This is a genomic window from Streptomyces sp. NPDC055254 (assembly GCF_053606025.1).
Genome location: NZ_JBSGQV010000007.1, coordinates 217,671 through 229,231, shown reverse-complemented (window position 1 = coordinate 229,231; position 11,561 = coordinate 217,671). Strand labels below are relative to the sequence as shown.

Annotated in this window: 9 protein-coding genes; 4 read left to right on the top strand and 5 right to left on the bottom strand. The window is 74.3% G+C overall.

Annotated features, from left to right (window positions below):
- Positions 1-192 precede the first annotated feature (192 nt).
- The 5 genes from ACWFQ8_RS10895 to ACWFQ8_RS10875 are packed head-to-tail and all read right to left on the bottom strand — an operon-like array spanning position 193 to position 5,746.
- On the bottom strand, positions 193-1,503 hold the full coding sequence (locus tag ACWFQ8_RS10895; protein ID WP_453785851.1) for a DUF58 domain-containing protein: 1,311 nt from the start codon (positions 1,501-1,503) through the stop codon (positions 193-195).
- Positions 1,503-2,483, bottom strand: coding sequence for an AAA family ATPase (locus ACWFQ8_RS10890; RefSeq protein ID WP_453785850.1), 981 nt, complete (start codon positions 2,481-2,483; stop codon positions 1,503-1,505). The genes ACWFQ8_RS10895 and ACWFQ8_RS10890 overlap by 1 nt, the downstream gene beginning before the upstream one ends.
- A complete protein-coding gene (locus ACWFQ8_RS10885; RefSeq protein ID WP_453785849.1) occupies positions 2,480-3,775 on the bottom strand; it encodes a DUF4350 domain-containing protein in 1,296 nt (431 codons plus the stop codon). Before ACWFQ8_RS10885 ends, ACWFQ8_RS10890 begins: the two co-directional genes overlap by 4 nt.
- A complete protein-coding gene (locus tag ACWFQ8_RS10880) occupies positions 3,772-4,452 on the bottom strand; it encodes a DUF4129 domain-containing protein (RefSeq protein WP_453785848.1) in 681 nt (226 codons plus the stop codon). Before ACWFQ8_RS10880 ends, ACWFQ8_RS10885 begins: the two co-directional genes overlap by 4 nt.
- A 7-nt stretch (positions 4,453-4,459) precedes the next feature.
- On the bottom strand, positions 4,460-5,746 hold the full coding sequence (locus tag ACWFQ8_RS10875; RefSeq protein WP_453785847.1) for a glycerophosphoryl diester phosphodiesterase membrane domain-containing protein: 1,287 nt from the start codon (positions 5,744-5,746) through the stop codon (positions 4,460-4,462).
- Positions 5,747-5,982: 236 nt separating this feature from the next.
- Between ACWFQ8_RS10875 and mtrA the strand changes: the two genes are divergently transcribed.
- The 4 genes from mtrA to ACWFQ8_RS10855 all read left to right on the top strand — a co-directional run bounded on the left by mtrA (position 5,983) and on the right by ACWFQ8_RS10855 (position 11,454).
- Positions 5,983-6,672: a two-component system response regulator MtrA gene (mtrA, locus tag ACWFQ8_RS10870; protein ID WP_189973359.1), complete on the top strand. Its 690-nt coding sequence runs from the start codon at positions 5,983-5,985 to the stop codon at positions 6,670-6,672.
- Between the two features lies 1 nt (position 6,673).
- On the top strand, positions 6,674-8,629 hold the full coding sequence (mtrB, locus tag ACWFQ8_RS10865; RefSeq protein WP_453785846.1) for an MtrAB system histidine kinase MtrB: 1,956 nt from the start codon (positions 6,674-6,676) through the stop codon (positions 8,627-8,629).
- Complete coding sequence (locus tag ACWFQ8_RS10860) at positions 8,619-10,574, top strand: LpqB family beta-propeller domain-containing protein (RefSeq protein WP_453785845.1); 1,956 nt, start codon at positions 8,619-8,621, stop codon at positions 10,572-10,574. The genes mtrB and ACWFQ8_RS10860 overlap by 11 nt, the downstream gene beginning before the upstream one ends.
- 115 nt (positions 10,575-10,689) lie before the next feature.
- Positions 10,690-11,454 carry a ComF family protein gene (locus tag ACWFQ8_RS10855; RefSeq protein WP_453785844.1) on the top strand — a complete coding sequence of 255 codons (765 nt, stop codon included), beginning with the start codon at positions 10,690-10,692 and terminating at the stop codon, positions 11,452-11,454.
- Positions 11,455-11,561 lie beyond the last annotated feature (107 nt).

Below are 11,561 nucleotides of genomic sequence, written 5' to 3'. Positions count from 1 at the left end.
GCCTTTCAGCGCCGATGGTACTGCAGGGGGGACCCTGTGGGAGAGTAGGACGCCGCCGAACAATCATTGTGGGAAAGCCCCGCACCAACCCGTCAAGGGTTCGGTGCGGGGCTTTTCTGCGTTCCCGGGCGAGTTCGAGTTCGAGTTCGTCCCCGCCGTCCCGACTTCGAGGGCGGGACGGCGGGAACGCGTTCAGAGGCGGCCGGCGGCCTTGAGCGCCAGGTAGGCGTCGGCCAGGGCCGGGGCCAAGGTGTCCGGGGTGGCGTCGACGACGTGGACGCCGTGGCGGGTCAGCTGGTCGGCGGTACGGCGGCGCTGGGCCTGGGACTGGGCGCCCGCGGCGGCCTCGTAGACGGCGTCCACATCGCCCCGGGCCGCAGCCATGGCCGCGACGTGCGGGTCGGCCACGGATGCCAGCAGCACCGTGTGGCGCTGGGTGAGGCGCGGCAGCACCGGGAGCAGGCCCTCTTCGATCGGGGCCGCGTCCAGGCTCGTCAGGAGGACCACCAGGGAGCGGCGCGGGGCGCTGCGCAGGACGGTGGAGACGAGGGTGCGGGAGTCCGTCTCGACGAGTTCCGGTTCGAGCGTGGCCATCGCGTTGACGAAGGCGGGGAGCGTGTCGGCCGCGGAGCGGGCCTGGACCAGGGCGCGGGGGCGGCGGTCGTGGGCCAGGAGGTCCACGCGGTCGCCGGCGCGGGTGGCCAGGGCGGCCAGCAGCAGGGCCGCGTCCATGGCGGAGTCCAGGCGGGGGGCGTCGCCGACCCGGCCCGCCGAGGTCCGGCCGGTGTCCAGGCAGATCAGGATGTGCCGGTCGCGTTCGGGCCGCCAGGTGCGGACGGCCACCTTCTGCTGGCGGGCCGTGGCGCGCCAGTCGATGGAGCGGGTGTCGTCGCCGGGTACGTAGTCGCGCAGGCTGTCGAATTCGGTGCCCTCGCCGCGGGTCAGGACGCTCGTACGGCCGTCCAGTTCGCGCAGCCGGGCCAGCCGGGACGGCAGGTGCTTGCGGCTGGTGAACGGCGGCAGGACCCGTACCGTCCACGGGGCCGGATGGGAGCCCTGGCGGGTGAGCAGGCCCAGCGGGCCGTAGGAGCGGATCGTGACGCGGTCGGCCGTGCGGTCGCCGCGTCGCGTCGGCAGCAGGCGGGTGGTCAGGCGGCGGCGTTCCCCCGCCGGGACGGTCAGCTCGTGGCGGGAGGCGGCGATGTCCGTGCCGGGCAGCCAGCTGCTCGGGGGCCAGGCGTCGCGGACCCGGGCACGCAATGGGCGGCCGCTCGGATTGGTCACCGTGAGGTGGACCTCAGCCGGTTCGCCGAGGCGGACGGAGGTGTCGCCGGAGCGGGTGAGCCGCAGGGTGCGGACGGGCGCCGCCAGGGCGCAGTCGACCGCGCAGGCCAGCGCGAGCGGGGCGTTGACGGCGAGCAGGCCCGTCCAGCTCGGTTCGAGGAGGCCGACGGGGATGCTGCCGAGGGCCGCGAGCAGGGCGGCGCGTCCGGTGAGGGCCATCAGCGCGGGACGGGGACGTGGGCGAGGATCGCGGTGATGACGGCGTCGGCCGTGACTCCCTCCATCTCGGCTTCCGGGCGCAGTTGGACGCGGTGGCGCAGCGTCGGCAGGGCCAGGGCCTTGACGTCGTCCGGGGTGACGTAGTCGCGGCCGGTCAGCCAGGCCCAGGCGCGGGAGGTGGCCAGCAGGGCCGTCGCGCCGCGCGGGGAGACGCCGAGGGTGAGGGACGGCGATTCGCGGGTCGCTCGGCAGACGTCGACGACGTAGCCGGCGATCTCGGGGGAGACGGACACCTTGGCGACCGCCTCGCGGGCGGCTTCGAGCTGGGCCGGGCCGGCGACGGGGCGGATGCCCGCGGCGTGCAGGTCGCGGGGGTTGAATCCGGCGGCGTGGCGGGTCAGGACCCCGATCTCGTCCTCGCGGGAGGGGAGGGGCACGGTGAGCTTGAGCAGGAAGCGGTCCAGTTGGGCTTCCGGCAGCGGGTACGTGCCCTCGTACTCCACCGGGTTCATGGTGGCGGCGACGAGGAAGGGCTCCGGGAGGGCGCGCGGGGTGCCGTCGACGGTGACCTGGCGCTCCTCCATGGCTTCGAGGAGGGAGGACTGGGTCTTCGGGGGCGTCCGGTTGATCTCGTCCGCGAGGAGGAGGTTGGTGAAGACCGGGCCGTTCTGGAAGGAGAACTGGGCGGTGCGGGCGTCGTAGACGAGCGAGCCGGTGACGTCGCTCGGCATCAGGTCCGGAGTGAACTGGACGCGCTTGGTGTCGAGTTCGAGGGAGGCGGCGAGGGCGCGCACGAGGAGGGTCTTGGCGACGCCGGGGACGCCTTCGAGCAGGACGTGGCCCCGGCACAGGAGGGCGACGACGAGACCGGTGACGGCGGAGTCCTGACCGACCACGGCCTTGCCGATCTCGGTGCGGAGCGCTTCGAGGGAAGCGCGGGCGCTGTCCGCGGTGGCGGATTCGGTGGCCGGGTACGTCATGACGTACGGACCTCTCTTTCGAGGGCGTCGAGGTGGTCGGCGAGCGCGACGAGTGCCGCGTCGTCGGGGGGTGTGGTGCCGAAGAGGAGGGTGTGGGCGTCCCTCGTCCCGTCGGTGAGGCGGGCGGAGACGGCCGGTGCGAGGGCCAGCGGGTCGTGGGCCTGCGCCTGCGGTACGCCGACCAGTGCGGCCAGGCGTTCGCGGGCGGCGGCGCGCAGCACGGTGGCGGCGCGGTCGCGGGCCCCTGCCTTGCGGTAGAGGCGGGCGCGGCCCTCGGTGGCCTCGGAGGCGCGGATGACGACGGGCAGCTTCTCGGTGACGAGGGGGCCGAGCCGGCGCGCGCGCCAGAAGGCGGCGAGGACGGCGGCGACGAAGAGCTGGAGCAGCGCCCACGACCAGCCGGCCGGGACGAGGTCGAAGAGGCTCTTCTCCTCGCCGGGTGCGGTCCCCGGGTCGGAGTCCGCGAGCGAGGGCATGTACCAGACGAGGTCGGGGCGGGAGCCGAGGAGTTGGAGGGCGAGCGAGGCGTTGCCCTCGTCCGCGAGGCTCTCGTTGAGGAGGATCGCGTCGGCCCCGAGGACGACGGTGTCGCCGCCGCCGCCGCCGGCGGTCGTGGCGGGGAGGGCGAGGAGGGTGGGGTGGCCGTCGCTGGGGTAGCAGGCGGTGGCCCCGGGGCGGGTGGTGGTGTAGCGGGGGCCCGTTCCGGTGCTCGCACGGCCGGCCGAGGTGGCGGCGGGCAGGGCGCAGTCCGGGGACAGGACGTCGGTGTGGGCGCTGCCTCGGGTGTGCACGTCGGGGGCCAGGCCGGGGAGGCTGGGGCCGCCGGGGGCGAGCAGGACGATGCGGCCGCCGGAGAGGTCGACGGCCGAGCGGATGGCGCGCTGCTGGGTGGCGCCGAGCCGGTCGGGGTCGGTGACCAGGAGGGTGGTGCCGGGACCGGCGGCGTCGGCGGCCTCGCCGGCGGTGGTGACGACGCGGGTGGTGACGCCGCGCTGCTTGAGGAGTTCGGCGACGGCCCGGCTGCCGAACGGGTCGGCGGAGCGGGGGTCGAGGTACCCGTGGCGGGTGCCGGAGTTCATGACGGCCATGGCGACGCCGCCGGCGACGAGCAGGGCGAGGAGGGCCAGGGCGGTGCGCGCCCGGCGCAGCGCCGGGGCCCGGCGGGGGCGGGGTGCGGCGTCCGCCGGGGCGGGGCGCGGCGGTGCGTCGGGCGCCGGGACGCCGGGTGCGGCGGGGGCGCCGGCGGGGGCGGTGTCGAAGGGGCCGGGGGCCGGCGGGGTGGGGCCGGTCATGCGCGGGGTCCCGTCAGGAGCGGCTTGGCACGGTCCAGGGTGAGGTCGAGGGTGCGCAGGCGGGCGTACGTGTCGGCGTCGGCGGTGCGGCCGCCGTAGGTGACCTCGTCGAAGGCGCGGGCCGCGGCGCGGAGTTCGGCCGTGTGGTCGGGGAGGGACACCGAGGCCTCGGCGGCCGCCTCGTCGGCGGTGCGGCCGGGGCGGGGGTCGAGGAGGGTGCGTTCCTCCAGGGAGCGGACGACGGCGCGCATGCGCTCCTGGACGGCCTCGGTCCAGCGGCCGGCGGCCGCGTGGGCCTCGGCGGCCGTGCGGTGGTCGGCGGCGCTGCGCGGGCCGTCGTCGAAGAGCGTGCCGGTGCTGGTGGCGGTCCGGCGGGGGGAGCCGAGCCGCCACCACAGGAGGGCGACGACCAGGACGACCAGGACGACCACGGTCAGCAGGCCGAAGCCGCCTCCGGGTGTGATCCCGGAGGCGGACCGGAGGAAGTCGTCGAGCCAGGTGAGGAGTTCACGCAGGGCGCGGTCCAGCAGGCTCGGGTCGTTCTCGTGGTACGCCGGTTTGGACAGTTCGCGCTCGGCCGCCTCCCGGGCGGGTCCGCGCGGTGTCGTCACCGGTGGTGTCTCCGCGCCGGGCAGGAGCGCGGCGGTGCGGGTGATGAGGCCCCCCGTACTCATCATCGGTGCATCAGCCTCCGGTCGTGCCGTAGTTCTCGACGCCGGCCGCCCGGGCGAGCTCCAGGTCGAGGGCCTCGCGGCGGATGCGCTGGTCGACGTAGAGGAGGACGGTGACGCCGGACTGGAACGGCGTGACGATGGTCTGCGCGATGATCAGCCCGATCGCGGAGAAGATCAGTGTGCCCCAGGCGGTGGTGGCGGTGCCGTCCTCAAGGGCGGCGAAGCCGCCGCCGAAGCCGAAGATCCCGATGAGCGACAGCGGGTAGTAGATGATCGCCGAGACGATGGCGGCGATGATCGCCGTCAGGATCGTGATGCCGAAGATGCGCCACCAGGAGCCCTTGACCAGCTTCGCGGAGCGGCTGAAGGCCTTGAAGACGCCGCTCTTCTCCAGCATCAGGGCGGGCGAGGCCAGGCTGAACATGGTGCCGAGCCAGGCGGCGACCACGGCCCAGACCAGCATGCCGAGGAAGGCCAGGCCGATGCTCTTGCCGAGGATCGCGGGCAGCATCAGGACGATGCCGAGCACGACGAGTCCGGCGCCGAGGAGTGCGGTCAGGCCGACGAGGCGCAGCAGCTGGGAGCGGGCGTCGCGCCAGGCGTCCGAGATCGAGGAGCTCTGGCCGAGGATCGCGCGGCTGAAGATCATGGTGAGCATCGCCGTGACGACGATCGTGCCGAGGTACTGGATGAACTGGGTGACGGCGGTGACGGACAGGGTGCTGCCCACCATGTTGATCGCGTCGGCCGGGGTCATGTCCTCTGCGGGCGCGAGGATCAGGTCGTCGAGCATGAACTTCGTCGCGAAGAGGCTGATGACCTGCACGACCGTGGCCACGACCAGGGTGATGGGCAGGACCGAGCGCCAGTGGGTGCGCATGGTGGCGACCGCGCCGTCGAGGATCTCGCCGAGGCCCAGGGGGCGCAGCGGGATCACACCGGGCTTGACGGCCGGGGGCTTGCCCCACTGGCCGGGGCCGCCCGGGTAGCCGTACTGGGGCCCGTACTGGCCTCCGTACGGGCCGCCCTGCTGCGGCCGGCCCGCTCCCCAGCCGGCGCCCTGCGGGGGCTGCTGGGGCGGGACCTGCTGGCCGGGGGCCGGGCTGGACCACTGGCCCGGGGGCGGCTGCTCGGCGGACCACTTGGGGTCGGCAGCGGGCTGTGCGGGCGGCTGGACGGGCGGGACCGGCGGCGTCGGCGGCTGCGCGGCGGAGCCCGGCTGGTCGGCGGGGGCCCCCGGCCGGTCGCTGTCGGACGGTTCGGATCCGGGCGTAGCCCAGCCCGGAGAGTCGTTCATCGTCACTCCTTCACGTGCACCTGCTGCGGGGCGGGGGCGCTGATCGCTGTCATCGTGCCACGTGGGACCACCGAACGGACCAACCGTCCCCCCGGATACCGGTCAGCCCGTACCTTCAATTGTCACCCGGATCCGGGGCAGACTGGTCGACCTGATCCCCACGCAGGTCCGAGGGGCGATTTCCAGCCCTTTTGGCTGTGGGACAGCTCACCGCCGGGTAACGATTAGCTAATGGGATGATGTCAAGCATGAAGGGACGAGTCCTTGTCGTCGACGACGACACCGCGCTGGCCGAGATGCTCGGCATTGTGCTGCGTGGAGAAGGTTTTGAGCCGTCGTTCGTTGCAGACGGTGACAAGGCACTTGCTGCCTTCCGGGAGGCGAAGCCGGACCTGGTGCTCCTCGACCTCATGCTTCCCGGACGGGACGGCATCGAGGTGTGCAGGCTGATCAGGGCCGAGTCCGGCGTGCCGATCGTGATGCTCACCGCCAAGAGCGACACGGTGGACGTGGTCGTGGGCCTGGAGTCCGGGGCCGACGACTACATCGTCAAGCCGTTCAAGCCGAAGGAGCTGGTGGCCCGCATCCGGGCCCGCCTGCGCCGCTCGGAGGAGCCCGCGCCCGAGCAGCTGGCCATCGGTGACCTGGTCATCGACGTGGCCGGGCACTCGGTCAAGCGGGACGGTGCGTCCATCGCGCTGACCCCGCTGGAGTTCGACCTGCTGGTCGCGCTCGCGCGCAAGCCCTGGCAGGTGTTCACCCGCGAGGTGCTGCTGGAGCAGGTGTGGGGCTACCGGCACGCGGCGGACACCCGGCTGGTCAACGTGCACGTCCAGCGACTGCGCTCCAAGGTCGAGAAGGACCCGGAGCGCCCCGAGATCGTCGTGACGGTGCGCGGTGTCGGCTACAAGGCAGGACCGAGCTGACGTGAAGGCCGGCAGTCCCCGGGGCGGCTCCCGCTGGGGTGCGCTGCGGGGAGGCCGGTCGCTGCGCCAGGTGGCGCAGGGAGCGCCGGGCGGCCCGGTGCTGCGGCTGTTCGTGCGCCTCCTGCGCCGGCCGCTGCTTCCGGCTGTCCGGCTGTGGCGGCGCAACATCCAGCTCCGAGTGGTCACCGCGACCCTGCTGATGTCGCTGGCCGTGGTGCTCGCCCTGGGTTTCGTCGTGATCGCGCAGGTCAGCAAGGGTCTCCTCGACGCCAAGGAGGAGGCCGCGCAGAGCCAGGCCGCGGGCGGCTTCGCGGTCGCACAGGAGAAGGCCAACGCTCCCGCCACGGTGGACGGACCCGACGCGACCGACAACAAGGTCGGCCGGGACGCCAGTACCTGGATGAACTCCCTGGTCAAGCAGTTGGCCAGTGGTGGCCAGACGGCGTTCGAGGTCGTCGCCCTCGGCGCCGGCACCGGGGAGCAGGCCCCCGGCGGCCAGGGCGTCAAGGGGGCCCGGGCCTCCGGCAACGTCGACCCCACCGCGAGCGTTCCGCTCGCGCTGCGCCGCGCCGTGAACCACGCCACCGGCGCCTTCAAGACCTTCTCCGAGATCAAGTACACCGCCGGCTCCGGGCAGAAGGCGCCCGAGCCCGCGCTGGTCGTCGGCAAACGGCTGACGGACATCAACGGAGATCCGTACGACCTGTACTACCTCTTCCCGCTGACGCAGGAGGAGGAGTCCCTGAACCTGGTCAAAAGCACCATCGCCACCGCCGGGCTGTTCGTGGTCGTCCTGCTGAGCGCCATCGCCTGGCTCGTCGTGCGCCAGATCGTCACGCCGGTGCGGATGGCCGCGGGGGTCGCCGAGCGGCTGTCGGCCGGGCGGCTCCAGGAGCGGATGAAGGTCACCGGCGAGGACGACATCGCCCGTCTGGGCGAAGCGTTCAACAAGATGGCCCAGAACCTCCAGCAGAAGATCCAGCAGCTGGAGGAGCTGTCGCGGATGCAGCGCCGCTTCGTCTCGGACGTCTCGCACGAGCTGCGCACCCCGCTGACGACGGTACGGATGGCCGCCGACGTCATCCACGACGCCCGGGTGGACTTCGACCCGGTCACCGCGCGCTCCGCGGAGCTCCTCGCCGGTCAGCTCGACCGGTTCGAGTCCCTGCTGGCCGACCTGCTGGAGATCAGCCGGTTCGACGCGGGCGCGGCCGCCCTGGAGGCGGAGCCCATCGACCTGCGGGACGTCGTACGCCGTGTCATCGACGGGGCCGAGCCCCTCGCGGAGCACAAGGGCACCCGGATCCGGGTGCTCGGCGACACCCAGCCCGTCATCGCCGAGGCCGACGCCCGACGCGTGGAGCGGGTGCTGCGCAACCTGGTCGTCAACGCGGTGGAGCACGGGGAGGGGCGCGACGTGGTGGTCCGGCTCGCGTCCGCGGGCGGGGCCGTGGCCGTGGCCGTACGGGACTACGGGGTCGGGCTCAAGCCCGGGGAGGCCACCCGCGTCTTCAACCGGTTCTGGCGGGCCGACCCGGCGCGGGCCCGCACCACGGGCGGGACGGGCCTCGGCCTGTCCATTGCCGTGGAGGACGCCCGGCTGCACGGCGGCTGGCTGCAGGCGTGGGGCGAGCCGGGCGGCGGTTCGCAGTTCCGGCTGACCCTGCCGCGCACCGCCGACGAGCCGCTGCGCGGATCGCCGATCCCGCTGGAGCCCGAGGACTCCCGGGCCAACCGGGCCAGGGCCGCCGCGGAGGCCGCCGCCGAGGCCGCGGGCAGTGCGGCCCCCCGGCCGCAGCCGGAGGGCGGCGACCGGTCGCCGATACCGCCCCGGTCGCCGGTGGCCGGGCAGACGACCGTACCCGCCGACCCCACGGCCCTGCCGGGCAGCGGGGCGCGGGTCGTGGCGAGGCCGGCCGAGCAGGCACCACAGGAGGATCGAACCGATGGAGTCTGAGCCCATGGGCCGAGGGGGCGGCGCGCGGGCCGGCGCCGTGGGGGCGGGGTCCGCCCGGGCCGTCTTCGTACGGGCCGTCTTCGCGCGGGCCGTCTTCGCGCGGCCTGGGTCCGCGCGGCCGGGGTCGGTACGCGCCGGGCTCGTACGGGCCGGCGCCGTGGGCGCGGCCGGGGTGCTGCTGGCCGGCTGCGCCTCCATGCCCGACCACGGCGACATCCGGCCGGTGCAGGCCTCGCAGGGCGTCGACTCCCAGGTCCGGGTGTTCGGGGTGCCGCCCGCCGACAAGGCGAGCGCCGCCGAGATCGTCGACGGCTTCCTCGAAGCCATGACCAGCGACGACCCGCAGCTGGAGACCGCGCGCAAGTACCTCACCGAGGAAGCCGCGAAGAACTGGAAGCCCGGCTCGGCCGTCACCGTGCTCTCCGCCGGACTCGACCGGTTCTCCGTGGGCGAGAAGGACCCGACCGGCCCCCGCTTCAAGGTGACCGGTGCCAAGCTCGCCACGGTGGACGAGCGCAGCGCGTACCAGCCCGAGACCGGCGGCCAGTACGAGGAGTTCCTCCAGCTCACCCAGGAGGACAAGCAGTGGCGGATCTCGACCCCGCCCACCCACCTCGTGCTCAGCGAGTCCGACTTCCAGCGCATCTACATGCCGGTCAACAAGTACTACTTCGCGGGCGGGACGCTCGTCGCCGATCCGGTCTACGTGCGCCAGCGCAGCGATCCGGACTCGCGGATGGATCCGACCACGCAGACGGTGCAGTCGCTGCTCGCCGGTCCGTCCAAGTGGCTCGGCCCCGTCGTGGAGTCCAGCTTCCCGACCGGTACGGAGCTGCGCGAGGGCACCAAGTCCCTGTCGTACGACGGGGAGAACACGCTGCGCGTGCCCCTCAACGACAAGGCGGCCAATGTCGCGCAGCCGCAGTGCCAGAAGATGGCGACCCAACTCCTCTACACCGTCAAGGACCTGACGGCCTCCCGGCTCGACCGGGTCGAACTGCTGCGCTCCGACGGCAAGTCCTCGCTGTGCGCGGTGTCCGAGATCGCGGCGGCGGGGATCGCCAACCGGCCCCGGACCCCCGACTACGGGTACTACGTCGACAAGGAGGGCCGGCTGGTCCGGATCAAGCTCGACGTCGCCGGCGAGGAGCATCAGTACCGGCCCGAGCAGGTGCCGGGGCCGCTGGCCGGGGCCGCCCAGTTCAAGGTCGGCTCGACCGCGGTGACGTACGACGAGAGGCGTGCGGCGGTGGTCTCGGAGGACCGGCACGGCCTGTACGTCGTACCGCTGGTCGGGGCCGGGACCATGCCGCAACCGGTGCCGGTCGGCAAGGGCGGGCGGCCGAAGCAGCTGACCGCGCCCAGCTGGGACGCGGCGGGCGACCTGTGGATCGCGGACCAGGATCCGCAGGGTCCCGGGCTGTGGCGGGTGCCGGGCGGGACCGGGACTCCGGAGAAGGTCGAGGTGGCCGGGCTGGACGGGCGGCAGATCACCTCGCTCAAGGCATCGTCCGACGGGGTGCGGATCGCGCTGCTCCTGGAGCGGGGCGGGGGCCGCAAGGAGCTGTTCGTCGGACGGATCGAACGGCCGGACGGCGAGGGCGACTCCTCGGCGGTGACGGTGCGCGAGCTGCGCCCGGCGGCGCCGCAGATGGCGGACGTGACGGCGATGAGCTGGGCGCCGCGCGGGCGGTTGCTGGTGGTGGGCCGCGAGAGCGGCGGGGTCATGCAGGCCCGCTACATGCTGGCGGACGGTTCGATGGTCGCGGCGAGCCTGCCCGGCGCCACCGGGCTCACGGCGGTGGCGGTGGCGGTCTCGGAGGACGAGGCGAAGCCGAAGCCGGTACTGGCGCACACGCTGGACGACGGGATCGTCTGGCTGCCGCCGGGCGCGCAGTGGCGTGCGGCGGCGGCGGGCGGCAGGGCGCCGGTGTACCCGGGCTGACCCGGGGCGGGGCGGGGCCGATGCGGGGCCGGTCCGGGGCCGCATCGGGCCGGGTCGGCGCCGGCCGTTGTCCACAGGGCAGGCGGGGGCGGTCGCCGTCCGGCAGGGTGGGCGTATGCGGGAGTGGTGGCGCGAGCTCGCCGGTCTGGTCCTGCCGGTCGACTGCGCCGGCTGCGGGGCGGCCCGGGTACTGGTGTGCGCGGACTGCCGCGGCGCGCTGAGCGGGGCCGCGGCGGGGCGTGCGCGGCCGTCTCCGGGGCCGGCGGGGCTGCCCGTGGTGCATGCGGCGGCCGTGTACCAGGGGGGCGTACGCGAGGTCCTGCTGGCCCACAAGGAGCGCGGGGCGCTGCCGCTGGCCGGGGTGCTCGGCGGCGCCCTGGCGGCGGCGGTCGGGGCGGGGCTCGCGGAGCACCAGGGAGCGGCGGCCGCCCGGGCCGTACGGGCGGAGGTGGTCCTGGTGCCGGTCCCCTCGGCGCGGCGGCGGGTCCGCGAGCGCGGGCACGACCCGGCGCGCAGGATCGCCCTCGCCGCGGCGCGGCGGCTGCGCGGGGCCGGTGTGCCCGCGCGCGTGGCCCCCGTACTGCGGCTGCGGCGGGCGGTGGCGGACCAGGCGGCCCTGGGGGCCCGGGAGCGCCGGGAGAACCTGGCCGGGGCCCTGGGGGTGCGCGGGGAGGCGGCGCGGCTGACGCGCGGGGCCCGGATCGTGCTCGTGGACGACCTGATCACCACCGGTGCGACGCTGGCCGAGGCGGCCCGGGCCCTGCGCGCCGCGGGGCTGGTGGAGGGGGTCGCGCCGGGGGCGGCGGTGGTCGCCGCGCCGGCGGACTCCTTCGGTCGGATCCGGTCCGCTGCCCGACCGGAGCAAAAGTCTCGCGAATAGATTCGGAACTGGATGGGAAGGCGCAACGTTGCAGGTAGTAAGAGGGAACAGCCACCTGATCGGAGGTACGTTCCGGTAGCGGGTGCCGACAACCGTCAGAGAGAGAT